This window comes from Achromobacter sp. (genome assembly GCF_050285565.1).
In the GTDB taxonomy this organism is placed as follows: Bacteria; Pseudomonadota; Gammaproteobacteria; order Burkholderiales; family Burkholderiaceae_B; genus Achromobacter.
Genome location: NZ_JBLZXG010000002.1, coordinates 432,341 through 456,794, shown reverse-complemented (window position 1 = coordinate 456,794; position 24,454 = coordinate 432,341). Strand labels below are relative to the sequence as shown.

The window sequence follows — 24,454 nt, the reverse complement described above, 5'->3', positions numbered from 1 at the left end:
GTCAATCCATCCTGATATCGGCGCGCTTGACGATCTCGGCCCACTTCTTCTTTTCGGCCGCGATAAAGCGCTGGTATTCGTCGGGCGCGCCGCTGTAGAGCTGCGTGCCCTGCGCCGCCAGGCGCGCCTTCAAGTCGGGCGAGGCCAGCGTCTGGCGCAGCGCCGCGTTGAGTTTTTCCAGCACCGCCGGCGGCGTGCCGGCCGGCGCGAAGAACGCATTCCAGGAACTGATCTGCAAGCCCGCGTCGCCGGCCTCGCCCGCGGCCGGCACCTGCGGCGCCGACGGCAGGCGCTGGTCGGCGGCCACCGCCAGCGCGCGCAGTTTGCCCGAGGCCACGTGCGGCATGATCACCGGGCTGGCGTCCATCACCACGTCGACCTGTCCGCCGATGGCGGCGTTGACCGCTTCGCTGCCGCTCTTGAACGGCACATGCACGATATCCACGCCCGCCGTCAGCTTGAGCAGCTCCAGCCCCAGGTGCGGCGAACTGGCCGTACCCGCCGAACCGAAATTCAGCTTGGCCGGATGCGCCTTGGCATAGGCCACGAAGTCGGCGAAATTGGCCGCCGGCAGGTCGCCGCGCACCGCCAGCAGATAAGGCGAACCGGATACCAGCCCGAGCGGCGCGAACTTGTCGGCGTCGTAGCTGAGCTTGGCGTAGATCAGCGGATTGACCACCTGCGTGCCGACGGTGCCCATGAAGATCGTGTAGCCATCGGGCGGCGCGGTCGCCGCCACCTGCGCGGCGATCACGCCGCCGGCGCCCGGCCGGTTTTCCACCACCACCCCCTGGCCGAGCGCATCGCCCATGCCCTTGCCCACCTGGCGCGCCACGATGTCGGTGATACCGCCGGCACCGAACGGCACCACCAGCCGGATCGGATGCTCCGGAAACGCGGCCTGCGCGCCGCCCCCGAGGGCCAGCGCCAGCGCGGCGGCCATGATCATGCGTTTCATAGGATTCCCCTTGTGTCCGCCGCTTGATCGCGGCTATGACACGAAGTGTCCTATAGAGCATTGATTTTCCGCAAGGGAAATGTGATTGGGGGAATCCCTGAGCGGCGGCAAGGAAGCCCGGCTTTCAGCGCTGGCGGGCAAGGCCGGAGATTGCCCAGGCGTCCCGCCTTTCTCCGGTCTCGCCTTTTCCGCGCTCCCGTCAGCCGCGCATCGTCAGAATGATCTTTCCCACATTCTGAGCCGACTCCATCCTGCGATGCGCGTCCGCCGCGCGTTCCAGCGGATAGGTGCTGTCAACCACGGGCGCCAGGCCCGCGCCGCTGGCGAACCGGTCCAGCCAGTGTTCGCGAAAGCGCCGCACCATCGCGTGCTTTTCGGCCTGCGGACGCGATTTCATGACGGTGCCGAAAATCTGCAGGTGGCGATACAGGATGTCCTCCAGCGCGATACTGACCTGGCCGCCGCCGCCCAGGATGCCCACCTGAACCAGCCGGCCGCCGTTGGCCAGCGCGGAAATATTGCGCGCAAAGTTGGGAGCGCCGATGAAATCGACCACCACGTCGACGCCGCGCTTCGAGGTGCGCTCGGCAACGACCTGCGCGAAGTCCTGCGTGCGGTAGTCGATGACGCAGTCCGCCCCCAGCCGCGTGACCTGCCCGAGCTTGCTGGCCTCGGCGGTGGCGTACACGGTGGCGCCCGTTGCCCGGGCAAGCTGGACCGCCGCCGAACCGACGCCGCCCGCCGCCGCGTGAATCAGCACCGCGTCGCCGGCTTTCAGGCGGCCCAGGTGCAGCATGGCTTCGTGCGCGGTAACGAATACTTCCGGGATGGCGGCAGCGTGGACATAGTCCAGCGCGTCGGGGATGGGCAAGGCCATGCGCCAGTCCAACCTGGCGATCTCCGCGTACGCCCCCCCGCCCACCACGCCCATCACGCGGTCGCCGGCCTTGAAGCCGCGCACGGCACTGCCTGCTTGCAGGACTTCGCCCGCGATTTCCAGGCCCATGATGGTCGAATCGCCAAAATTCGGACGGCCATAGCCGCCACGGCGATGGGTCAGGTCGGCGCGATTCACGCCAGCGGCATGAACGCGGACGATGAGATCATCGGGCCGCATCTCGGGTTCGGGCACGTCGGCCAGCTGGAGCACATCGGCTTGGCCAAACTGTTCGAAAACAATCGCTTTCATTGCGTATCCTTCAGGTCGCTTGCGTGTGACACCGCCAATGTGGCCTGCGCGATCGCCGAGGCGGTAATCGCGGCGGGAAATCCGACATAGAACGCCAGGTGTGTGATGGCGGCCGCCAGTTCGTCCCGCGTCAGCCCATTGCCGACGGCGCGGCGCAGATGCGCGGGCAATTCATCCGTATGCCCGGCGGCGATCAGGGCGGCCACGGTGATCAGGCTGCGGTCGCGCGCCGCCAAAGCGGGGTCGCTCCAGATGTCCGGGTAAAGCGTGTTGTCGACGAAGGCCGACAGGGCCGGGGTGAAGGCGCGCGCGGCTTCGCGCGGACGGCTGAAATCGATATCCGACATGGTATGCGCCTCGTTCAAGCCTGACTGATGAATTTGTGGGTGAGGTAGTACTCGATGCCTTCCACGCCGCCCTCCGAGCCGTGTCCGCTTTCCTTCATCCCGCCGAAGGGCAGTTCCGTGGCCACGATCCGATACTGGTTGATGCCGATCATTCCTGCCTCCAGGCCGTCGGCCACATCGATCGCCGTGCGGGCATTGCGGGTGAATGCGTAGGCCGACAAGCCATAGGGCAGCCGGTTGGCTTCCCGCAAACCGTCCGCGAGTTCATCGAAGGGCATGAGCACGGCGATGGGGCCAAACGGCTCTTCGTGCATGATCCTGGCCTGCATCGGCACGTCGGCCAGCACTGTCGGTTCGAAGAAGTAGCCTTCGCCCTCGATGGCTTTGCCCCCGGTCAGCACCGTCGCGCCGCACGCCACCGCGTCGGCGATCAACGTCTGCATCTTTTCCAACTGGCGCGGGTTGGCCAGCGGCCCGACCTGCGTGCGCGGATCAAGGCCATTTCCGACTTTCAGGGCGCGGGCGGCCTGCACGAAGTGCGCGCGGAATTCGTCGTAGGCGCCGCGCTGGACCAGAAAGCGCGTGGACGAGATGCAGACCTGGCCGGTGCCACGAAAGCGGTTCGCGGCCCCCTCGGCCGCCGCGCGCGGGACGTCGGCATCGTCGAACACCAGCACCGGCCCATGCCCGCCGAGCTCCAACGTGATGGGTTTGACGCCTTCGGCGGCGCGCGCCGACAACAACCGGCCCACCGGAACCGATCCCGTGAACGTCACCTTGCGAATCACCGGAGACGCGATCAGGTGCCGGGAGACCTCGTCCGGAACGCCAAAGACAACTTGCAGCACCCCTTTGGGCAAGCCCGCATCGTCCAGGGCGCGGGCCAGCGCCAGTGCGGTCGCCGGGCTTTCTTCACCCGGCTTGATGATGACGCTGCAACCGGCGGCAAGCGCGGCGGCGAGTTTGCGCGCGGGGGTGATCGCGGGAAAGTTCCAGGGCGTGAACGCGGCCACCGGGCCGATCGCCTGGCGCTTGACCAATTGCTGCACGCCGGGCCGATTGGCGGGCACGACGCGGCCGTCGATCCGCTTGGCTTCTTCGGCGAACCACTCGAAATAGTCGGCGGCGCGCAACACCTCGTCGCGGCTTTCGACCAGGGGCTTGCCCTCTTCAAGCGTCATCAGCGTGGCAATGTGCTCGGCACGTTCGCGCATCAGTTCCGCCGCGCGCTTGAGAACCCGGGCGCGCTCGCTGGGAAACGTCGCGCGCCAGGCGTTGAAGGCCGGCTGCGTCGCCTGGAGCGCGCGGTCCAGGTCAGCCAACGTCGCCAGGGGCACGCGACCCAGCTCCAGGCCGGTGGCGGGATCGACCACGCGGGCCGTTGCGCGTTCGTTCGCGCCTATCCATTCGCCGTTGATGAAAAGGTAAAGCGGATCATAGTTGCCGTTCATCGCTGCAAACTCCGATAAGATTGTTCGATACCTGCTCAGCGCCAGGTCAAGGCCAGACCATGGAACGCAGTCTAGGCGCGAGCGGCGTGAGGATTTAGCCCCCTGTGAAAGAATGACTTTCCCTGCCAGCGGTAAAGTCGCCCGCGCAATATGGATCCAAGATGGACAAGCTATACAACATGTCGGTTTTCGTGAAAGTGGTGGAGATGGGCAGTTTCACTGCCGTGGCCAACCATCTTTCCACCACGGTCGGCAACATTTCGCGCGCGGTCACGGTGCTGGAGGAAGGCCTGAATGCCCGCCTGATTCAACGCTCCACCCGCCGCCTGGTGATCACCGATGTGGGCCAGCGTTTCTATGACCGCTGCGTCGCGATCCTGGGCGACGTCGAGCAAGCCGAAGCCGAAGCGGGCCACGCCACGGTCGCGCCACGGGGCGTTTTGCGCGTGCACGCCGTACCCGGTCTGGGGCGCACCCTGGTCGCTCGCGCGGCGTTGGCCTACAGAAAAGCCCACCCCGAGGTTTCGGTCGATCTTCTTCTATCGCAACGCATGCCGAATCTGCTTGAGGAACAGCTTGATATCGGGATCGTGATAGCGCGAACCTTGCCGGACTCCACCTATGTCAGCCAGAAGATCGGCGTCAGCCACTGCATCCTGGCGGCCTCGCCCGCGTACCTGGAACGGCATCCCCCTGTGCAAGCCCCCCAGGACCTTGCCCGGCACGCTTGCGTGTTGTTGAGCACGGTGGACTATGCCCCGGACGAATGGCACCTGGAGGGCGAGGACGGCACGTTTACCCATCGGCCGTCGGGCGGACATCTTGGAGTGAACGACATGGACGCGATGGCGACCGCGCTGCGTGACGGCGCCGGCATCGGCCTGCTGGCGGGATTCTCCGCGATCGAGGATCTTCGCAAAGGCACGCTGGTGCGCGTATTGCCAGGGTATTACACCAATCAACGCAACGTGTACGCGCTGTATCCATCGCGGCAATTCGTCGACGCGAAAATCAAACTTTTCGTAGAGGCCTTGCGGCGGCATGTTGGCGAGCAGCTTGCGGGCTACGCCTCTGAATTGGGTATCGCCGCGACCGAGGCGGCCTGAACGGCCACGCCGGCGCGGCAAGGTCCCGCCGCGCCCGGTGTCCTACGGCAGGTTCTCGCGCAGGATCACCTGGCTGCGGTTCATCTCCACCCCGCTCATCGGGCTGCGCTTGTCGCGCACGTTGCAGAAGATGCGCACGCAGCCCATCAGCGCCTCGACCGGGCTTTGCGTGATGACGGCGTCCATGGTGCCGTCGATCAGCAGCGCGCGCGTGTCCGGCGTCAGGCCGTGGCCGATGAACACCACGCGGTGCTGCAGGCCGGCTTCCTTGAGCGCCCGCGCCACGCCGTCCGACGCCCCGCCGATGTTGTAGATGCCGGCCAGTTGCGGGTATTGCTCCAGCAGTTGGCGCGTCTGCTGGTAGTTGCGCTGGGCGTCGTCATAGCCTTCGCGCAGGTCCACCACCTGCATGGCCTGGAACTGCTCGGCGTACAACTGCAGGAAGCCGCCCTCGCGTTCTTCGTGGGCGCGGTAGTGGCGCGAGCCGGCGATCAGCGCGACGTGCGCGGCGCGCGGCCCGATGAAGCGCGCGATCAGGTAGCCGGCGGTGCGGCCGGCGGCGCGGTTGTCCAGGCCCACGTAGGCCACGCGCGCGCTGTTGGCCAGGTCGGAGATCAGCGTCACCGTCGGCACGCCCTGCTGCGCCAGGGCATTGACGGCCTCGCGCACCACCGGGTGCTCCAGCGCCATGAAGGCGATGCCGTCGGCGCGCCGGCCGTGGTGCAGCAGCGCCTGCGCCAGCGCGTCGGGGTTGAAGCTTTCGACATAGTCGACCTGGCAGCGCGCGTTGAGCGGCGCGAAGTGCTCGTGCGCGTAGCTCACGCTGTCGCCCAGCATGCGCAGGAAGCGGTTGCTGCCGCGCGGCAGCAGAATCACCAGCCGCATCGGCTCGGGCGCCATGGCCGCGTACAGGTCGGCCTCGGGCAGGTAGTCGAGTTCGGCCGCCGCCTTGAGCACGCGCTGCGCGGTGCTGTTGCGCACCCCGGGGCGCCGGTTCAGCACGCGGTCGGCCGTGGCGGTGGACACGCCGGCCAGCGCCGCGACCTCGGCCAGGGTCGCCAGCTTGCGTTCGCGAGTGGGCTTATTCACATCAAAAACCATCATTGTCGGGGTTTGACGATGCGGGCGCCGGTTCACTATTGTCCCTCATGCCTCAGCGCGATGGACTTCTGCGGCACCTCAAAAAACATCATAACCAAGATTCTGGAGACAACCATGAAGCTGCTCACCCGCCGCAGTGCCTTGCGCCGCCTGTGCGCCCTTCCCGCCGCGGCCGCCCTGGGCGGCGGTTTCCCGTTGATCGCCCGGGCCGCCGACTATGCGCTGAAGTACGGCAACAACCTGCCCGTCTCGCACCCGCTGAACATCCGCGCCCAGGAAGCCGCCGACCGCATCCTCAAGGAAAGCAACGGCCGCGTCGACATCAAGATCTTCCCCAACAACCAGCTCGGCGGCGACACCGACATGCTGGCGCAGGTGCGCTCGGGCGGCATCGACTTCTTCACGCCGTCGGCGCTGGTGATCGCCACGCTGGTGCCGGTGGCCGCCATCAACGCCGTCGGCTTCGCCTTCAAGGACTACGGCCAGGTCTGGGGCGCCATGGACGGCGCGCTCGGCGCCCACGTGCGCGCCGCCATCGCCCAGCGCCGCCTGTATGCCTTCGAGAAGATGTGGGACAACGGCTTTCGCCAGACCACCAGCAGCAAGGCGCCGGTGACCCGGGCCGCCGACATGGACGGCCTGAAGATCCGCGTGCCGGTCAGCCCCCTGCCGATCTCGATGTTCAAGGGCCTGGGCGCGGCGCCGGCCAGCCTGCAGTTCAGCGAGGTCTATTCGTCCTTGCAGACCAAGGTGGTGGACGCGCAGGAAAACCCGCTGCCCATCATCCAGGTGGCCAAGCTGTACGAGGTGCAGAAGTACTGCTCGCTGACCAACCACATCTGGGACGGCTACTGGTTCATCGCCAACGGCCGCATGTGGGAAGGGCTGCCGCAGGACCTGAAAACGGTGGTGGCGCGCGGCATCAACGAGGCCGGGCTGGCGCAGCGCGAAGACATCAAGAAGCTCAACGCCTCGGTGCAAGCCGACCTGGAAAGCAAGGGCCTGACCTTCAACCAGCCCGCCGCCGACAGCTTCCGCGACCAGTTGCGCAAGGCCGGTTTCTACAGCGAATGGCAGCAGCGCTTCGGCCAGGAAGCCTGGGCCCTGCTGGAGCAGGCCGTCGGCAAGCTCGCCTGAGGCCGCGCCCATGTCCTCGCTCTCTTCTTCCCACGCCGCCGCGCCGGCGCTGCCGGCCCATCCGCTGCGGCGCGCGGCCGAGGCGCTGGACGCGGCGCTGGGCGGCCTGGTCGAACTGGCGGCCGCCGCCATCGTGCTGGTCGAGATCCTGGTGCTGTTCGCCGGCGTGGTGGCGCGCTACGTGTTCCACAGCCCGCTGGTGTGGTCCGATGAACTGGCCTCGATCCTGTTCCTGTGGCTGTCGATGCTGGGCGCCGTGGTGGCGCTGCGCCGCGGCGAACACATGCGCATGACGGCGCTGGTCAACCACATCGGCCCGGCGCGCCGCGCGCAGCTGGAGGCCGGCGCGCTGGCCGCCTCGCTCGCCTTCCTGTTTCTGATCCTGGCGCCCGCCATCGAGTACGCGCACGAGGAACACTTCATCATCACGCCCGCGCTGGAGCTGAGCAACGCCTGGCGCGCCGCCGCCATTCCGGTCGGCATGGGCCTGATGGCGCTGGTGGCGCTGCTGCGGCTGCTGCGCACCCAGACCCTGCCCCACCTGCTGCTGGCGCTGGCCGGCGCGGCGGCGATGGTGGCGGCGTTCTGGCTGGCACAGCCGCTGTTCGCGGGGCTGGGCAAGGTCAACCTGGTGATCTTCTTCGTCGGCATCGTCGCGGCCACGGTGTTCGCGGGCGTGCCGATCGCGTTCTCGTTCGCGCTGGCGACCTTCTCGTACCTGGCGCTGACCACCAACACGCCGATGCTGGTGATGGTGGGCCGCCTGGACGAAGGCATGTCGCACCTGATGCTGCTGGCGGTGCCGCTGTTCATCTTCCTGGGCTCGTTGATCGAGATGACCGGCATGGCGCGCGCCATGATCCAGTTCCTGGCGAGCCTGCTGGGCCACGTGCGCGGCGGCCTGTCGTACGTGCTGATCGGCGCCATGTACCTGGTGTCCGGCATCTCCGGCTCGAAGATCGCCGACATGGCGGCGATCGCGCCGGTGCTGTTCCCGGAAATGCACAAGCGCGGCGCCAAGCCCGGCGACCTGGTGGCGCTGCTGGCGGCCACCGGCGCGCAGACCGAAACCATCCCGCCGTCGATCGTGCTGATCACCATCGGCTCGGTCACCGGCGTGTCCATCGCCGCCCTGTTCACCGGCGGCCTGCTGCCGGCCGTGGTGCTGGGGCTGGCGCTGTGCTCGGTGGTGTGGTGGCGCTACCGCAAGGAAGACCTGAGCCTGGCGCAGCGCTTCGCGCCGCGCGAGATCGGCCGCTTCTTCGTCATCGCCCTGCCGGCCGTGGCGCTGCCCTTCGTGATCCGCGCCGCGGTGGTCGAGGGCGTGGCCACCGCCACCGAGGTCTCGACCATCGGCATCGTCTATTCGGCGCTGGTGGGCGCGCTGGTGTACCGGCGCTTCGACCTGGCGCGGCTCAAGCCCATGCTGATCGAGACCGCCTCGCTGTCCGGCGCCATCATGCTGATCGTCGGCTGCGCCACCGCCATGGCCTGGGCGCTGACGCAATCAGGCTTCTCCGGCGACCTGGCGCGGCTGATGGCCGGCATGCCTGGCGGCAGTTACGGCTTCCTGGCGGTGTCGATCGTGGCCTTCATCATCCTGGGCAGCGTGCTGGAGGGCATTCCCGCCATCGTGCTGTTCGGGCCGCTGCTGTTTCCGGTGGCGGCGCAGGCCGGCGTGCACGAGGTGCATTACGCCATGGTGGTGATCTTCGCCATGGGCATCGGCCTGTTCGCGCCGCCCTTCGGCGTCGGCTACTACGGCGCTTGCGCCATCAGCCGGGTCGATCCCGACGAGGGCATCCGCCCGATCTGGGGCTACATCGCCGCGCTGCTGGTCGGGCTGGTCATCGTTGCCGCCTGCCCCTGGATCTCCATCGGTTTTCTCAAATCCGCGTCCTGAACGCCGCGCGGCCCATCCCGGGCCGCGCCCTCCCGCCACTTCCTACACAAGAATCCATCATGAGTCGTTTCCTGGGCGAAATCCGCCAACTCGGTTATGTGGTGCCCGACATCGAGGCCGCCATGGACTACTGGAGCCGCACACTGGGCGTGGGCCCCTGGTTCTACAACCCCAAAGTGCCGATCGTGAACTACCGCTACGACGGCGCGCCCTACGAGCCGCACAACTCGGTGGCGCTGGCCAATTCAGGCTTCGTGCAGGTCGAGCTGATCCAGACCCGCAACGACGTGCCGTCGATGTACCGCGACTTCCTGCAGGCCGGCCGCACCGGGCTGCAGCACGTGGCCTACTGGACCCAGGACTACGACGCCGATCTGGCGCGCCTGCTGGCACAGGGCTTCGCGCCGAAGATGCAGGGCGAGGTCGGCGAGAAAGGCCGCTTCATCTACTTCGACACCGAATACCACCCCGGCACGGTGATCGAGCTGTCCGAGGTGGCCGGCCCCAAGGGCCGCCTGTTCGACCTGATCCGCGACAGCGCGCGCGACTGGGACGGCCGCGATCCGGTGCGCCCCTTTCCCGACCTGAAGCAGCTTTGAAAACGGGCCCCGGAACCCCTCCATGAACACCCAAGTCATCCGCGCCACCTACCTGATCGAAACCCCGCTGGACCCGGCGCGCGTCGCCGAGGTGATGGCGGGCGAGCAGTCCTGCGGCACCTTCACCCGCGTCGAGGGCGAGACCGACGCGCTGCGGGCGCGCGCCCGCGCCCAGGTCGAATCGGTGCGGGAACTCGAATCCGCCCGCCAGGCCAGCCTGCCCAACGCCTGGCTCGCGCGCCAGCCGGGCGGCATGCCGGCCGCGCTGCGCCGCGCCCGCGTGCGCATCGCCTTTCCGGTGGCCAACATCGGCCCCAACCTGCCGACCCTGGCCGCCACCGTCGGCGGCAACCTGTACGACCTGGGCGAAGTGACCGGCCTGCGGCTGGAACATCTGGAACTGCCGTCCGACTACCGCGCCCAGTTCGAGATGCCGCGCGTTGGGGTGGCCGGCACGCGCCAGTTGACCGGCGTGGCCAGCGGCGCGCTGGTGGGCACCATCATCAAGCCCAACGTCGGGCTGTCGCCCGAACAGACCGCCCACCTGGTGGCGCGGCTGTGCGCGGCGGGCGTGGATTTCATCAAGGACGACGAAGTCTGCGCCAACCCCGCCCACGCGCCGCTGGCGCAGCGCGTGGCCGCCGTCATGGCGGTGGTGCGGGCGCACCGCGAACGCACGGGGCGCCAGGTCATGGTGGCCTTCAACATCACCGACGAAACCGACGCCATGCGGCGCCACGCCGACCTGATCGAGCGCGAACAAGGCAGCTGCGTGATGGCCAGCCTGAACTGGTGCGGCTATTCCGCCATCCAGACCCTGCGCCGCCACACGCCGCTGGCGCTGCATGGCCATCGCAACGGCTACGGCGCGCTGTCGCGCCATCCGCTGCTGGGCATCGGCTTTCAGGCCTACCAGACGCTGTGGCGCCTGGCCGGCGTCGACCACATGCACGTGCACGGATTGCAGGGCAAGTTCTCGCAGCCGGACGACGAAGTGGTCGAGAGCGCGCGCGACTGCCTGGCGCCGCTCACGCCCGGCATCGACGACCCGGTGATGCCGGCGTTCTCGTCCGGCCAATGGGCCGGCACGGTGCCCGCCACCTGGGCCGCGGTGCGCACCGACGACCTGCTGTTCATGTCCGGCGGCGGCATCCTGGCGCATCCGGACGGCCCGGCGGCCGGCGTGCAGAGCATCCGCCAGGCCTGGCAGGCGGTGCGCGCCGGCCAGGACCTGGCCAGCTTCGCCGCCCAGGCCCCCGAGCTGCGGCGCGCGCTGGCCCACTTCGGATCGCGCGCATGACGGACGGCCCGGCCCACGCCCCGCGCGTCACCTGGTACGGCGACGACTTCACCGGCGCCACCGACACGCTGGCGCACGTGGCGCTGGCCGGCTGGCGCAGTCTGCTGTTCCTGGGCGTGCCGACGCCGCGGCAGCTTGAGCGCGCCGGCCCGCTGGACGCCATCGGCATCGCTGGCGCGGCGCGCGGCATGGCGCCCGCCGCGATGACGGCCGAATTGCGCGCGGCCGGCCGTTTCCTGGCCGCCACCGGCAGCCGCATCCTGCACTACAAGTGCTGCTCAACTTTCGACAGCGCGCCGCACGTGGGCAGCATCGGCGCGGCCGTGGCCGAGCTGCGACGCCACGTGCTCAACCCGCTCGTTCCCATCGTCGGCGGCCAGCCCGGCATCGGGCGCTATTGCAGCTTCGGCAACCTGTTCGCGCGCGCCGGCGCCGCGCCCGAAATCCACCGCATCGACCGGCACCCGGTGATGCGCGCGCACCCGGTCACCCCCATGGCCGAAGCCGACCTGCGGCGCCACCTGGCGTCGCAAGGGCTGGCCGACATTGCCTCGCTGCCGCACACCGCCTATCCGCCGCTGCGCGCGCAGGCCGACCTGCGCGCCGCCGACGGGTGGATCGACACGATCCTCGACTCGGCCAACGGCCCCCTGCTGCTGGACCTGATCGACGACGACCAACTGCCGCTGATCGGCCGGCTGCTATGGCGCGCCGCGTCGGCGCTGCCGCTGCTGGTGGTGGGCCCCAGCAGCGTGCAGCAGGCGCTGACGCGCGCCGCCGGCCTCGGCCCGGCGATGTCCCCGCCCGCGCTGCCGCCCGCCGAGGGCCCGGTGCTGGTGGTGGCCGGCAGCCTGTCGCCGGTCACCGCCCGCCAGATCGCCGCCAGCCAGCGCTATGCGCGGCAACCCTTGAACGTGGCGCGCCTGCTGGGCGACCCCGCCTACGTCCGCGCCTGCGTCCAGGACGCCGCCGGCGCGCTGGCCCAGGGGCGCAATGTGCTGGCGCACACCGATGCGCCGGACCAGGCCCTGTCGCCGGACCGCGCCGCCGCCACCGCCCGCGCCACCGGCCAGTTGGTGGCGCGGATCGTGCGCGCCAGCGCCGCCGCGGGCCAACCCTTGAAACGCCTGGGGATCGCCGGCGGCGACACCTCCAGCCAGGCCACGCTGGCGCTGGGGGCATGGGGCCTGGGCTTTCACGGCACGCTGGCGCCCGGCGTCACCGTCAGCGTCGCGCGCAGCGACGATGCGCTGACGGATGGCCTGCAGTTGATGCTCAAGGGCGGACAGATGGGCGGCGACACGCTGTTCGACGATCTGGCGCGTGGCGTCTGAAGCGGGCCGGGCGGCGTTCGCCCGGCGCATCGCCGCCGCCTGCGGGGCGGCGCGGCCCCGCAGGCGGCGCCTACGCCGCGCGCGCCGCGCGCGTCTTGGCGGCGGCGACCGACAGCGCGGCCGGCAGCGCCACGCCGTTCTTGACGGCCAGTATCTCGGCCATGACGCTGACGGCGATCTCGGCCGGCGTGCGGCTGCCGATGAAAAGGCCGACCGGCGCCCGCAGGCGCCGCAGCGATTCCTCGGTTTCGTCGAAGTGCTCGATCAGCCGCTGGCGGCGCAGGTCGGTATTGCGCCGCGACCCGATCGCGCCGACATAGAACGCCGGGCTGTGCAGCGCTTCCAGCAGGGCCAGGTCGTCCAGCTTGGGATCGTGGCTCAGCGCCACGATGCAGGTGCGCGTGTCAGGCCGCAAGGCGCGCACGGCATCGTCGGGCATCTCGGTGGTCAGGCGCACACCGGGCACCGACCAGGCGCCCAGGTGCTCCACGCGCGGATCGCACAGCGTGACCGCGAAGTCGTTGAATAGCGCCATGGTCGCCACATACTCGGCCAGCGCGCCGGCGCCGATGAGCAGCATGCGGTACTGCGGCCCCAGCGTGCTGGACAGGGTGGCGCCGTCGAAATGCAGGGCTTGCGGGGCGCCGGCCGGCGCCTGCCGCACCGCGCCCGTCGCGCAGTCGACCGTGCGCCGCATCAGCCGCCCCGCTTCCAACTGCCGCACCAGCGCGTCCAGCGCCGCCGCGTCGGGATCAAACTCCAACAGCAGTTCCAGGGTGCCGCCGCACGGCAGGCCGAAGCGGTGCGCATCGTCGGCATGGACGCCGTAGCGCACCAGCTCGGGCGCCGAGCGCGGCATGCCGGCGCCGCCATGGGCGCGGGTATAGCGCAGCGCCAGGTCATCCTCGATGCAGCCGCCCGAGACCGAGCCGACGCAGCGGCCGTCCTCGCGCAAGGCCATCATCGATCCCGCCGGGCGCGGCGACGAGCCCCAGGTACGGGCCACCGTGGCCAGCAGCACCCGGTCTCCGGCCGCCGCCCAATCGCGCGCGGCGCGCAGTACGCGTACGTCCACACTTTCCATTCATCCCCCTCCCGGCGACCGCATCATGCCCATCCGGCGGCCTTCAGGCGACGCTGCGCACCGGCAGGCTGCGCACCCGCTTGCCGGTGGCGGCAAAAATGGCGTTGCACAGCGCCGGCGCCACCGGCGGCACCGGCGGCTCGCCCACGCCTCCCGGCGGCAGGGCGTGGTCGTCATTGACCAGGTGCGTGCGGATCACGCGCGGCGAGGCGTTGTGGCGCAGCACCTCGTAGTCATAGAAATTGTTCTGCTTGACGCGCCCCTTCTCGAAGGTGATCTCGCCCAGCAGCGCCAGACTCAGGCCCATGATGGCGCCGCCCTCCATCTGCGCGCGGATGCGTTCGGGGTTGATCTGCGGGCCGCAGTCCATGGCCATGTCCACCGCCAGCACCCGCACCTCGCCCTTCTCGTCCACCGCCACCTCGACCACGGTGGCCGTGTAGCTCAAGAAGCTGTAGCAGAACGCCAGGCCCAGCCCGTGGCCCTTGGGCATGTCGCGGCCCCACTTGGCGCCGCTGGCCGCCGCCTCGATCACGCCGCGCAGGCGGCCGGTGTCGTAGGGATAACGCTCGGGCGATTCGCTGTAGTTCCAGGTGTCCGCCAGCGTGCCCGGATCGATGCGGCGGGCCGGGCCGATCAGGTCCAGCGCGTATTGCTTGTGATCCTGCCCGGCGCGATGCGCCAGCTCGGCGATGAAGCACTGCGCCGCGAAGGCATGCGGAATGTTGGCCACCGAGCGGAACCAGCCGATGCGGGCGTGGGCGGCGACCTCGGCCGTTTCGACCCGCACGTTCGGGATCACGTAGGGCATGTTGATGGCCGACATGGCTGATTCGAACAACTGCTCGCCCTTGGCGCCCTCGGTGAACAGCGAGGCGATGGTGGGCGCGGCGCTGCGGTGCAGCCACGACTGCACCTTGCCATCCTGCCCCACCACGGCCTCCAGGTGTTCGGCCGACACCGTGTGCAGATAATCGTGGTGGATGTCGTCCTCGCGCGTCCACACCAGCTTGACCGGTGTGCCGGCGGGCATGGCCTGGGCCACGATGGCGGCCTCGTCGACATAGTCCGGCTTGGACTTGCGGCCGAAGCCGCCGCCCAGCAACAGCACGTGGACCTTGACGTTTTCGGGTTTCAGCTTGAGGCGGTTGGCCACCGCCTCCTGCGCCGCGGCGGGATTCTGCACCGAGGTCCAGACCTCGGCCCCGCCGTCCTGGATCCGCACCGTCGCCACCGGCGTCTCCATCGACGCGTGGGCCAGGTGCGGCACGTGGTATTCGGCGGTGAAACGCCCGGCCTCGCCGGCCTTGGCCCAGGCCTGCGGCGCATCGCCCTGGTCGCGCACCACCTTGCCCGGCTTGCGGCTGGCCGCGGTCAGCGTCTCGCGGTAGGCGGCCGAGTCATAGGCCGCGTTGGGGCCGTCGTCCCATTCGATCTGCAGGGCGGCGCGGCCCTGCATCGCGGCCCAGGTATTGCGGGCCACCACCGCCACGCCCCCCAGCGGCTGGAAGGCGGGCGCGCCGGCCATGGCGGGAATGTCCACCACCTTGAGCACGCCCGGCACCGCCAGCGCCTTGGCGCTGTCCACCCGGCGCGGCTTGCCGCCCACCACCGGCGGACGCGCCACCACGGCATAGACCATGCCCGGCAGGCGCATGTCCATGCCATAGATGGCCTGGCCCTGGCCGATCGCTTCCAGGTCGACCAGGCGCACCTGCTCCTTGCCGATGTAGCGGAACTCGGCGCGCGTCTTGAGCTTGAGCGCGTCGCCCTTGGGCACCGGCAGCTTGGCGGCATCGGCCGCCAGCTCGCCATAACCCAGCCGGCGGTCGGTGGGCACGTGGACCACCTGGTGCTGCGTGGCGCGCACCTCGGCCAGCGGCACCGCCCAGCGCGCGGCAGCGGCCGCTTCCAGCATCTGGCGGGCCGCGGCGCCCACGCGGCGCATCGGCATCAGGAAGTGGCGCATGCTGCGCGAGCCGTCCACGTTCTGGTTGCCATAGCGCGCTTCATCGGCATCGGCCTGCACTACCCGCACCCGGTCCCAGGCGGCCTCCATCTCGTCGGCCACCACCATCGGCAGGCTGGTGCGCACCCCGGTGCCCATCTCGGCGCGGTGCGCAATGATGGTCACCGTGCCGTCGGCCGCGATCGAGACGAACGCCAGCGGATCGTCCACCGTGCCGCCCGGCATGGAATCGGCGCCGTACTTCTTCGGTTCATCGGCCGCCCATACCGCGCTGACCAGGCCATTGCCCGTCACTGCCAGCGTCAGCGCGCCCAGGCCGCTCTTGAGGAAGCCGCGCCGCGAAACCTGCATCGGGGTCGTCATCATTTGCCTCCCTGGGCCAATTGGGCCGCCGCCTGCTTGATGGCGGCGCGGATGCGCGGATAGGTGCCGCAGCGGCAGATGTTGCCGCTCATGGCTTCGTCGATCTGCTGTTCGGTGGGCGCCGGCGTGGTCTTGAGCAAGCCCACCGCCGTCATGATCTGGCCGGCCTGGCAATAGCCGCACTGCGCCACGTTGTTTTCCACCCAGGCGCGCTGCACCGCGCGGCCGACCGGGTCGGCCGCCATGCCCTCGATGGTGCTGATCGCGCGGCCCGCGGCGGCGGACACGGGCGTCACACAGGCGCGCGTCGGCTGCCCGTCCAGGTGGGTGGTACAGGCGCCGCACAGCGCCATGCCGCAGCCGAACTTGGTGCCGGTCATGCCGAGTTCATCGCGCAGCACCCACAGCAAGGGCATGTCGTCGGGAACGGAGACTTCCTTGGTCTGGCCGTTGACTTGCAATCGTGTCATGGCGAACTCCTGGTGGGCGGGGTGCGGGCAAGGACGGCGGTCAGCCGTTCAAGGTGGTGTTGTCGATGACGAAGCGGTACTTGACGTCGCCCTTGAGCATGCGCTCGTAGGCGGCGTTGATCTCGTCGGCGCGAACCATCTCGATGTCGGCGACGATGCCGTGTTGCGCGCAGAAGTCGAGCATTTCCTGGGTCTCGGGAATGCCGCCGATCATGGAACCGGCGAGCGAGCGGCGCTTCATGATGAAGTTGAAAACGTTGGGCGACGGGTGCGGCGTGGCCGGCGCGCCCACCAGCGTCATGGTGCCGTCGCGCTTGAGCAGCGCCAGGAAGGCATCCAGGTCGTGCGGCGCGGCCACCGTGTTCAGGATGAAGTCGAAGCTTTGCAGGTGCGCCGCCATTTCGTCCGGGTTGCGCGACACCACCACCGCGTCGGCGCCCAGCTCGCGGGCGGCCGCGCGCTTGCCGTCGGAGGTCGTGAACGCCACCACGTGGGCGCCCATGGCATGGGCCAGCTTGATGCCCATGTGCCCCAGCCCGCCCACGCCAACCACGCCCACCTTCTTGCCCGGCCCCGCGTTCCAGTGGCGCAGCGGCGAATAGGTGGTGATGCCGGCGCACAGCAGCGGCGCCACGGCGGCCAGTTGCTCGGCGGGGTGGCGGATGCGCAGCACATAGCGTTCGTGCACGACGATCTTCTGCGAATAGCCGCCCAAGGTCCAGCCCGGCTCGTCGGCCGTGGGCCCGTTATAGGTGCCGACCATGGCGTCGCAGTAGTTCTCCAGGCCGTCGGCGCATTCGGCGCAATGCCTGCAGCTGTCGACGATGCAGCCGACGCCCACCAGATCGCCCGGCTTGAAGCCCTGCACGTGCGCGCCAACGGCGGCGACCCGGCCCACGATCTCGTGGCCGGGGACGCAGGGGTATTGGGTGCCCTCCCACTCCGAGCGCACCTGGTGCAGGTCGGAATGGCAGATGCCACAGAAGGCGATGTCGATCTGGACATCGTGCGCGCCCGTGGCGCGGCGAGTGATTTGCAGCGATTCGAGGGGCTGGTCGGCGGCGTGGGCGCCGTAGGCATTCACAAGCATTTGTAGACTCCGTGTGCTTGGCCAAAAATGGCATTTTCCGCAATCGCGGCACGACGCCGGTAGCGCATTTCACTGGATTTCTTGCCTGATCCTCTGGAACAACGACTGCTCTGGTATGCAAGGCCAGCGCCGCCGGGTACAGTGCCCCCGGAGGCTACCGATCCATGACACGCAACCCCGATGCGGCGGCGCATCACGCCCTTTCGTACCAGGCCCTGGCACGCATCATCGACGCCCGCACCCACGGCACGGGCGACTTCGACACCGCCATCGCCGGCCTGGGCTTCTTCCGGCGCGAGGCCGTCACGCGCGCCTGCGCCTGCCTGGTCGAACCCAGCCTGGTCCTGGTGGTGCAGGGCGCCAAGCAGATGTGGGTGGGCGGCGAGGCATTTCCTTACGATACCTCACGCTTCCTCATTACGTCACTGGATTTGCCGGCCGACTCCGAGGTCACCGTGGCCAGCCCGGAGCGCCCCTGCCTGGGCCTGGCCCTGCGGCTGGATCTGCGCGTGCTGGCCGAACTGATCGCGCAGGGCGGCATGCTGGCCCCGCGCGAACGCGCGCTCGGCGTCGGGGTGGGCATCGGCACGGTCACCCCCGCCCTGCTGGCGCCGTTCGAGCGCCTGCTGGCCTTGCTGGACGAACCCGACGCCATCGACGTGCTGGCGCCGCTGGTGCTGCGCGAACTGCATTTCCGCCTGCTGCAGAGCGACCAGGCGGCCAAGCTGCGGCAGATCACCGCCGTCGACGGCCAGGGCCAGCGCATCGCGCGCGCCATCGAATGGCTCAAGCTGCACTACGCCCAGCCGTTGCGGGTCGAGGATCTGGCCGCGCGCGTGCAGATGAGTCCGCCGACCTTCCACCATCATTTCCGCCAGCTCACCGCGATGAGCCCGCTGCAGTACCAGAAGTGGCTGCGGCTGAACGAGGCGCGGCGGCTGATGCTGAGCGAATACCTGGATGTGGCCAGCGCCGCCTTCAAGGTGGGGTATGAAAGCCCGTCGCAATTCAGCCGCGAATACAGCCGCCGGTATGGCGCGCCGCCCAAACGCGACATCGCCACCTTGCGCGGCCAGGCGGAGTTGGCGCGGCAGCAATGAGCCGACGGCGGCCGGTCGCTTCAAGGCAAGGCGACCTCCTGGCCGAGCCGCCGTCCCGGCAAGACATCAGTCGGATTTTCAGGCAACAAAACCTGGCACTTGCAACAGAGCATGGCATGCGCGCCAACACGCGCGCCGACCCGTATATCCTCATGGCGGCACGACCAAAAATCGATAAACCGGCAGGGGACATGCCTCTTTTCCATTCCGATGGCGGATATGCCATGGCCCTTGCGCATCCGGAGAGGAGAAGACAGTTGGCAAACACCCCCAATACCGAACTGAAGGGCGGGCTCAAATCCCGCCATCTCACCATGATGTCGATCGCCGGCGTGATCGGCGCGGCGCTGTTCGTGGGTTCCGGCAAGCAGATCGCCCTGGCCGGCCCGGCCGTCATCCTGGCCTATGTCGGCGGCGGCATTCTGGTCATCCTGGCCATGCGCATGCTGGGTGAGATGGCGGTGGCGCAGCCGGACACCGGCTCGTTCTCGACCTACGCCGACCGCGCCATCGGGCGCTGGGCCGGCTTCACCATCGGCTGGCTCTACTGGTACTTCTGGGCCCTGCTGATGGGCTGGGAAGCCTATGTCGCCGGGCAGATCCTGCACGGCTGGTTCCCGCTGGCGCCGGCCTGGGGCTACGCACTGCTGGTGACCGTGTCGCTGCTGATCGTCAACTTCCTGAACGTGCGCAACTACGGCGAATTCGAGTTCTGGTTCGCGCTCATCAAGGTGGTGGCGATCGTGCTGTTCCTGGTCATGGGCAGCCTGGCGCTGGCGCACCTGTGGCCGTGGGGCAGCGCCCACGGCTGGAGCCACCTGACCAGCCAGGGCTTCATGCCCAACGGCCCCAAGTCGGTGGTGGTGGCGCTGCTGGGCGTGATGTTCGCCTTCATCGGCGCCGAGATCGTCACCGTGGCCGCCGCCGAATCGGCCGACCCGGGCCGCGAGATCATCAAGACCACCCGTTCGGTGGTGTGGCGCATCTGCCTGTTCTACGTGGGCTCGATCTTCATCGTGGTCTGCCTGGTGCCTTACAACGCGCCCGGGCTGACGCAGCCGACCGAAGGCACCTACAACGTCGCGCTCGACGCGCTCGGCATCCCGCATGCGCAGTTCATCGTCAACTTCATCGTGCTGACTTCGGTGTGCAGTTGCTTCAACTCGGCGCTCTACACCGCCTCGCGCATGCTCTACTCGCTGGCCAGGCGCGGCGACGCCCACCGCATCATGCAGATCACCGGGCGCAAGACCGGCACGCCGTATGTCGGCGTGATCATCTCCAGCCTGTTCGCCTTCGCCGCCGTCTGGATGATGGCGACCTCGAAGATGGACGTCTACGACGTCCTGATGCAGGCCACCGGCACCATCGCCCTGTTCGTCTATCTGGCCATCGCCTGCTCGCAACTGCGCATGCGCCAGCGCTTGCAGGCGCGCGGCGTGCGGCTGGAATTCAAGATGTGGCTGTTTCCCTGGCTGACGTATGCGGTGATCGTCTGCATCATCGCCGCCCTTGTCACCATGGTGATCGAAGGCACCTACCGCAACGAGGTGGTCTACACCTCGATCCTGGCGGGCGTCATCATCGCCATGGGCATCGTCGCGCAGGTGTTCGGCATCGGCACGCGCGAGCGCGCGGCCGCCGGCCCGGCCGCCGCCGGCGCCGACTGAACCGGGCGCGGGCCGCGGCCTCAGCCCTCGCCGGGCGCGGCCCGCGCCAGGATCGCGCGCAGCCCGGCCGGCCGCCCCGCCGCCGCCGCGCGCATTTCGTAGCGCAGCGCCAGCCCATGGTTGCGGGCGATGCGGCGCGCGATCGACACGCCCAGGCCGCTACCGGATTCTTCGTTGCCGGCCCCGCGCAGGAAGCGGTCGCCAAGACGCGCGGCAATCTCCGGCGCGAGGCCCGCGCCCTCGTCATCGACCAGGATCCGCGCGGGCGCGAAGGTGATGCGAACCCGTCCGTGCCGGGGGCCATAACGGATGGCATTGTCCAGCAGGTTCTTGAGCAGGATCGCCAGCGCGTCGGCATCCCCGGCCACCGGCAGCGGCATCTGGCCGGGGGCCGGCCACTCGACGTCGATGTCGACGTCGCGGCGGTTGGCGATCCAGAGGCAGTCGCCGATCGCCTGTTCCGCCACCGCGCGCCAATCCACCTCGGAGGCGAAGGCCACTTCGCCAACGCTATCCAGCCGCGCCATCGTCAAGAGCTGCGTCACCAGGCGATCCATGCGTTCCAGCCCGCGCATCACGCGCGTCTGCGCCTCGGCCCGCAAGGCCGGATCGGTGGCGCGTTGCACCACTTCCCATTGCGCCCGCAGCGCCGCCAGGGGCGTGCGCAGCTCGTGCGCGGCGTCCGCGGTGAGGCGGCGCTCCTGCTCGATCAGGCGGCCGGCCCGGGCCAGCAGGCCATTCATTGCGGCCACCAGCGGCTTGAGCTCGCCCGGCGCGTCTTGCGGCAGCGGCGAACCATCATCGGGGCGGCGGCGCTCCAGGGTGCGCGACAGGTCCCGCAACGGCTGGATCGCCCGGCGTACCGCCACCACCAGCACGGCCATCAGCACCGGCAGGCCGACCAGCCACGGCACCAGTTGGCTGGTCAGGTACGCCACCACCAGGTCGTCGCGCTCGCCGACCCGCTGCCCCACCGCCACCCGCGTCGCGCCGGCGCCGTCGCTCAGGTAGTACAGCCGCCACGGCGCGCCGCTGACCATGCTGTCGATGAAGCCCTGCTGGCCGTCGGCCCGGGGAAACTGGCGCGCCTCGATATCCAGAACCAGCGGCTCGTCCGGCCCCAGCCAGATCGCCACCGCCAGGTCGCCGTGGCTGGCGTCGCCGGCGTCCGGCGCGCGCGTCAGCCGCGGCGCGGCCAAGGCCGCCGACGGCGGCAGCAGCGACGCCACCGCCAGCGTCTGTTCGGCCAGGCGCAGCATGTCGGTGTCGTACAGTTCGTTGATCTCGTGCTGCGCGCGCCAATAAGTGACGGCAATGGTCAACACCCAGCCCAGCGGCACCGCCAGCAGCACCGCCAGGATCAGCCTGCGTTGCAGGGTCATGATTCGGCGTCCGGTTGCCCCAATGCGTAGCCGGAGCCGCGCAGGGTCCGCACGATCTTGGGGTGGATCTTGCGCCGCAGATGGTGCACGTGCACTTCCAGCGTGTTGCTGCCTTCGTTGTCGGCATCCCAGTCGTACAGCTTGTCGCGCAGGAAATCGCGCGTCAGCACCCGGCTCGGGTGCGACAGGAACAGCTCCAGCAGTTGCGCCTCGCGCGCCGTCAGCTCCACCGGCTGGCCCTTCCAGCGCGCCTCGTGCGACGCGGGCTGGTACTCCAGCTCGCCATGCCGCCACACCGGCTCGGGCCTGCCGGCCCCGCGCCGCGTCACCGCGCGCAGCCGCGCCGCCAGTTCATCCAGGGTGATGGGTTTGATCAAGTAGTCGTCGGCGCCGGCGTCAAGTCCCGCGATCCGGCTGTCGACCGCGTCGCGCGCGGTCAGGACGACCACCGGCACGCTCCACCCCGCCTGGCGCCACCGCGCCAGCAGGGTCACGCCGTCCTCGCCCGGCAGGCCCAGATCCAGCACCACAGCGTCGTACTGCACCACCCGCATGGCCTGGTCGGCCTGGCCGGCGTTGCCGAACCAATCGACGGCATAGCCCATCAGGCGTAAGCCTTTTTTGATGCCATCACCGATAAGCGGGTCGTCCTCGACGATAAGGATACGCATTTCATCCCCCAGCAGTCCGATACGTCCCAGATTACCACCGGCGCGCGCTTAATTTGCGATTAAGGTCGGGCCTCTACGCTGCGGGCCATCGTTCAAGCAATTTGACGATGCATCGACTGGAAACCGCCATGCCGCAGTTCAAACCCCACGCGCTCCTGGCCGCCATGGCCCCGCACACGACGGCACGCCTCGAACGGCCCGTGCTGCATCTGCATCCCGAAGGCGATCCGGCGCGCGCCCGGGTCGAGGCCTACATCCACGACCGCTACCAGCAACGCTTCGGCGCCCGGCTCAAGCATTGGATGCCCAGCCTGGTCAGCCTGCGGATCGGCGAGGAAATCCTGGCCGCCGCCGGCTACCGCGACGCGCGCGAACCGCTGTTCCTGGAACGCTACCTGGCCGCCCCGATCGAGCATTACCTGGGCGAACGCGGCCTGCCGGTGGCGCGCGCCCACATCGTCGAGACCGGCCAGTTCGCCGCCGCGCGCCCGGGCGCCGGGCGCCTGTTGGTGCCACTGCTGGCCCAGCATTTACACCACCGCGGCTTCGAATGGGCGGTGGGGACGCTGACGCAGGAACTGCACCACCTGTTCTCGCGCATGGGCCTGGCCCATCAGCCGCTGGCGACCGCCACCGCCGGCGGCCTGAGCGCGGCCGACCGCAAGGACTGGGGCACTTATTACGACCACGAGCCACAGGTGTTCGCGGGACGCCTGGACACCATCCTGGCCCATATCCCGGAGCGCAAGGCATGAGCATCAACGACTTCTTCAGCGCCCTGCGCGCCCCGGACCGCGCCGACCGCCCGGCGCTGCGCGCGCCCGGTGAAACCCTGACCTATCCGGCGCTGGTCGAGCGCGTGCGCGAGCGCGGCGAGCTGCTGTCGCGCAGCGGCGCGCGCATCGTGGCGTCGTTGCAGGACAACGGCGCCGACTGGATCGTGCTCGACCTGGCGTGCCTGGCCAGCGGCGCCGTGCACCTGCCCCTGCCGTTGTTCTTCTCGCCCGAGCAGATCGCCGCGACCCTGCGGGCCAGCGGCGCGCAGGCGCTGGCCTGTGCCGCCGGCGACGCCGAGCGCCTGGCCGCGTTCGGCTTCGCGCCGCTGGCGGCCGCGGGCAATCTGGCCCTGCTGCGGCGGGCGGCCCAACCGGCGCAGTTGCCGACCGGCACGGACAAGATCACCTTCACCTCGGGCTCCACCGGGCAGCCCAAGGGCGTGTGCCTGGGTGGCGCCGGCATGCTCGCCGTGGCCGCCGGCCTGGCGCGGGCCACCTCGGCCCTGGGCATCGCGCGCCACCTGGTCGCCCTGCCCCTGCCGGTGCTGCTGGAGAACATCGCCGGCGTCTACGCCCCGCTGCTGCACGGCGCCACGGTCGACGTGCGGCCGCTGGCGCAGGTGGGCCTGTCCGGCTCGTCGCAGTTCGACCCCGCCACGCTGCACGCCGCGCTGATCGACGCGCGCGCCGACAGCGTCATCGTCCTGCCGCAAATGCTGCGCGCTTACGCCGGCTGGCTGCACGCAACGCGCCGTCCCGCCCCGGAAAGCCTGCGCCTGATGGCGGTGGGCGGCGCGGCGGTCGGTGCCGTCCTGCTGGGCCAGGCGCGCGCGGTCGGACTGCCGGCCTACGAGGGCTACGGCCTGTCGGAAGCGGCGTCGGTGCAGACGCTCAACCTGCCGGGCGCGGACCTGCCCGGTTCAGCCGGCCGGCCCTTGCCGCACGCCCGCGTGCGCATCGGCGCCGACGGCCAGATCGAGGTGGCGGGCAGCCTGGCGCTGGGCTATCTCGGCGAGCCCGCGTCGCGGCGCGAATGGTGGCCGACCGGCGACCTGGGACGCATCGACGCGGCCGGCTTCCTGCACATCCAGGGGCGCGCCAAGAACGTGCTGATCACCGGGTTCGGCCGCAATGTCTCGCCCGAATGGGTGGAGGTGGCGCTGACCAGCCAGCCCGAGATCCGCCATGCCGTGGTGCTGGGCGATGGTCAGCCCGCGCTGGGCGCCGTGGTCTGGCCGCAGGGCGAGCGCGACGACGCCGCCCTGGCGCGCGCCATCGCCCGCGCCAACCAGCAACTGCCCGACTATGCGCGCATCGGCCCGTGGCTGCGCGGCCGCGACGATTTTTCCGCCGCCGCCGGACTGGCGACGGCCAACGGGCGGCCCCGGCGCGACGCCATCCTGCAACGCCATGCCGACCTGTTCCCGTCCTCCCTGCAACCCCAACTGCCCTGA

21 protein-coding genes are annotated in these 24,454 nt (G+C 69.6%); 10 read left to right on the top strand and 11 right to left on the bottom strand.

Features of this window, described 5'->3' with window-relative positions:
* Nucleotide 1 precedes the first annotated feature (1 nt).
* From ACN6O8_RS05110 to ACN6O8_RS05095, 4 genes are all read right to left on the bottom strand, one after another.
* Nucleotides 2-958 (bottom strand): Bug family tripartite tricarboxylate transporter substrate binding protein, encoded by a 957-nt coding sequence (locus ACN6O8_RS05110; protein ID WP_427989973.1) that lies wholly within the window; start codon nucleotides 956-958, stop codon nucleotides 2-4.
* A gap of 199 nt (nucleotides 959-1,157) precedes the next feature.
* The gene (locus tag ACN6O8_RS05105) at nucleotides 1,158-2,147 is read right to left on the bottom strand and encodes an NAD(P)H-quinone oxidoreductase (protein ID WP_427989972.1); all 990 of its coding nucleotides are present in this window, start codon (nucleotides 2,145-2,147) and stop codon (nucleotides 1,158-1,160) included.
* Nucleotides 2,144-2,494 carry a carboxymuconolactone decarboxylase family protein gene (locus ACN6O8_RS05100; protein WP_427989971.1) on the bottom strand — a complete coding sequence of 117 codons (351 nt, stop codon included), beginning with the start codon at nucleotides 2,492-2,494 and terminating at the stop codon, nucleotides 2,144-2,146. The genes ACN6O8_RS05105 and ACN6O8_RS05100 overlap by 4 nt, the downstream gene beginning before the upstream one ends.
* 14 nt (nucleotides 2,495-2,508) lie before the next feature.
* Nucleotides 2,509-3,945, bottom strand: coding sequence for an NAD-dependent succinate-semialdehyde dehydrogenase (locus ACN6O8_RS05095; protein ID WP_427989970.1), 1,437 nt, complete (start codon nucleotides 3,943-3,945; stop codon nucleotides 2,509-2,511).
* A gap of 161 nt (nucleotides 3,946-4,106) precedes the next feature.
* Between ACN6O8_RS05095 and ACN6O8_RS05090 the strand changes: the two genes are divergently transcribed.
* Complete coding sequence (locus ACN6O8_RS05090; RefSeq protein WP_427989969.1) at nucleotides 4,107-5,051, top strand: LysR family transcriptional regulator; 945 nt, start codon at nucleotides 4,107-4,109, stop codon at nucleotides 5,049-5,051.
* 42 nt (nucleotides 5,052-5,093) lie between these two features.
* On the opposite strand, the gene ACN6O8_RS05085 is transcribed toward ACN6O8_RS05090, so the two are convergent.
* Nucleotides 5,094-6,155, bottom strand: a complete 1,062-nt coding sequence (locus ACN6O8_RS05085; RefSeq protein WP_427989968.1) for a LacI family DNA-binding transcriptional regulator — start codon at nucleotides 6,153-6,155, stop codon at nucleotides 5,094-5,096.
* A 111-nt stretch (nucleotides 6,156-6,266) separates the two neighbouring features.
* Here ACN6O8_RS05085 and ACN6O8_RS05080 point away from each other — a divergent pair, with 111 nt between their 5' ends.
* From ACN6O8_RS05080 to ACN6O8_RS05060, 5 genes are read left to right on the top strand one after another with little or no spacing between them, the layout of a single operon-like run.
* On the top strand, nucleotides 6,267-7,289 hold the full coding sequence (locus tag ACN6O8_RS05080; protein ID WP_427989967.1) for a TRAP transporter substrate-binding protein: 1,023 nt from the start codon (nucleotides 6,267-6,269) through the stop codon (nucleotides 7,287-7,289).
* Nucleotides 7,290-7,299: 10 nt separating this feature from the next.
* Entirely contained in the window at nucleotides 7,300-9,192 is a 1,893-nt protein-coding gene (locus ACN6O8_RS05075) for a TRAP transporter large permease subunit (protein WP_427989966.1), read from the top strand.
* Between the two features lie 59 nt (nucleotides 9,193-9,251).
* The gene (locus tag ACN6O8_RS05070; RefSeq protein WP_427989965.1) at nucleotides 9,252-9,791 is read left to right on the top strand and encodes a VOC family protein; all 540 of its coding nucleotides are present in this window, start codon (nucleotides 9,252-9,254) and stop codon (nucleotides 9,789-9,791) included.
* A 22-nt stretch (nucleotides 9,792-9,813) separates the two neighbouring features.
* Nucleotides 9,814-11,091, top strand: coding sequence for a ribulose-bisphosphate carboxylase large subunit family protein (locus ACN6O8_RS05065; RefSeq protein WP_427989964.1), 1,278 nt, complete (start codon nucleotides 9,814-9,816; stop codon nucleotides 11,089-11,091).
* A complete protein-coding gene (locus ACN6O8_RS05060; RefSeq protein ID WP_427989963.1) occupies nucleotides 11,088-12,425 on the top strand; it encodes a four-carbon acid sugar kinase family protein in 1,338 nt (445 codons plus the stop codon). Before ACN6O8_RS05065 ends, ACN6O8_RS05060 begins: the two co-directional genes overlap by 4 nt.
* 70 nt (nucleotides 12,426-12,495) lie before the next feature.
* Here the strand turns inward: ACN6O8_RS05060 and ACN6O8_RS05055 are convergent, their stop codons facing one another.
* Genes ACN6O8_RS05055 through ACN6O8_RS05040 form a run of 4 tightly spaced genes read right to left on the bottom strand, consistent with a single transcriptional unit; the run spans nucleotide 12,496 to nucleotide 17,401 of the window.
* Nucleotides 12,496-13,509, bottom strand: coding sequence for an XdhC family protein (locus ACN6O8_RS05055; protein WP_427989962.1), 1,014 nt, complete (start codon nucleotides 13,507-13,509; stop codon nucleotides 12,496-12,498).
* 43 nt (nucleotides 13,510-13,552) lie between these two features.
* Nucleotides 13,553-15,841, bottom strand: a complete 2,289-nt coding sequence (locus ACN6O8_RS05050; RefSeq protein ID WP_427990166.1) for a molybdopterin cofactor-binding domain-containing protein — start codon at nucleotides 15,839-15,841, stop codon at nucleotides 13,553-13,555.
* Complete coding sequence (locus tag ACN6O8_RS05045) at nucleotides 15,841-16,311, bottom strand: (2Fe-2S)-binding protein (protein ID WP_427989961.1); 471 nt, start codon at nucleotides 16,309-16,311, stop codon at nucleotides 15,841-15,843. The genes ACN6O8_RS05050 and ACN6O8_RS05045 overlap by 1 nt, the downstream gene beginning before the upstream one ends.
* Before the next feature lie 40 nt (nucleotides 16,312-16,351).
* Nucleotides 16,352-17,401 (bottom strand): NAD(P)-dependent alcohol dehydrogenase, encoded by a 1,050-nt coding sequence (locus ACN6O8_RS05040; RefSeq protein WP_427989960.1) that lies wholly within the window; start codon nucleotides 17,399-17,401, stop codon nucleotides 16,352-16,354.
* Nucleotides 17,402-17,565: 164 nt separating this feature from the next.
* On the opposite strand from ACN6O8_RS05040, the gene ACN6O8_RS05035 reads away from it, so the two are divergent.
* Both ACN6O8_RS05035 and ACN6O8_RS05030 read left to right on the top strand, forming a co-directional pair.
* Nucleotides 17,566-18,501 carry an AraC family transcriptional regulator N-terminal domain-containing protein gene (locus tag ACN6O8_RS05035; RefSeq protein ID WP_427989959.1) on the top strand — a complete coding sequence of 312 codons (936 nt, stop codon included), beginning with the start codon at nucleotides 17,566-17,568 and terminating at the stop codon, nucleotides 18,499-18,501.
* 257 nt (nucleotides 18,502-18,758) lie between these two features.
* Nucleotides 18,759-20,171: an amino acid permease gene (locus tag ACN6O8_RS05030; RefSeq protein WP_427989958.1), complete on the top strand. Its 1,413-nt coding sequence runs from the start codon at nucleotides 18,759-18,761 to the stop codon at nucleotides 20,169-20,171.
* A 20-nt stretch (nucleotides 20,172-20,191) separates the two neighbouring features.
* Here the strand turns inward: ACN6O8_RS05030 and ACN6O8_RS05025 are convergent, their stop codons facing one another.
* Together ACN6O8_RS05025 and ACN6O8_RS05020 are read right to left on the bottom strand one after the other, a co-directional pair.
* A complete protein-coding gene (locus ACN6O8_RS05025; protein ID WP_427989957.1) occupies nucleotides 20,192-21,553 on the bottom strand; it encodes an ATP-binding protein in 1,362 nt (453 codons plus the stop codon).
* Entirely contained in the window at nucleotides 21,550-22,224 is a 675-nt protein-coding gene (locus tag ACN6O8_RS05020; protein WP_427989956.1) for a response regulator, read from the bottom strand. Before ACN6O8_RS05020 ends, ACN6O8_RS05025 begins: the two co-directional genes overlap by 4 nt.
* Before the next feature lie 107 nt (nucleotides 22,225-22,331).
* Between ACN6O8_RS05020 and ACN6O8_RS05015 the strand changes: the two genes are divergently transcribed.
* Entirely contained in the window at nucleotides 22,332-22,979 is a 648-nt protein-coding gene (locus tag ACN6O8_RS05015; RefSeq protein WP_427989955.1) for a thermostable hemolysin, read from the top strand.
* A complete protein-coding gene (locus tag ACN6O8_RS05010; RefSeq protein WP_427989954.1) occupies nucleotides 22,976-24,454 on the top strand; it encodes an AMP-binding protein in 1,479 nt (492 codons plus the stop codon). Before ACN6O8_RS05015 ends, ACN6O8_RS05010 begins: the two co-directional genes overlap by 4 nt.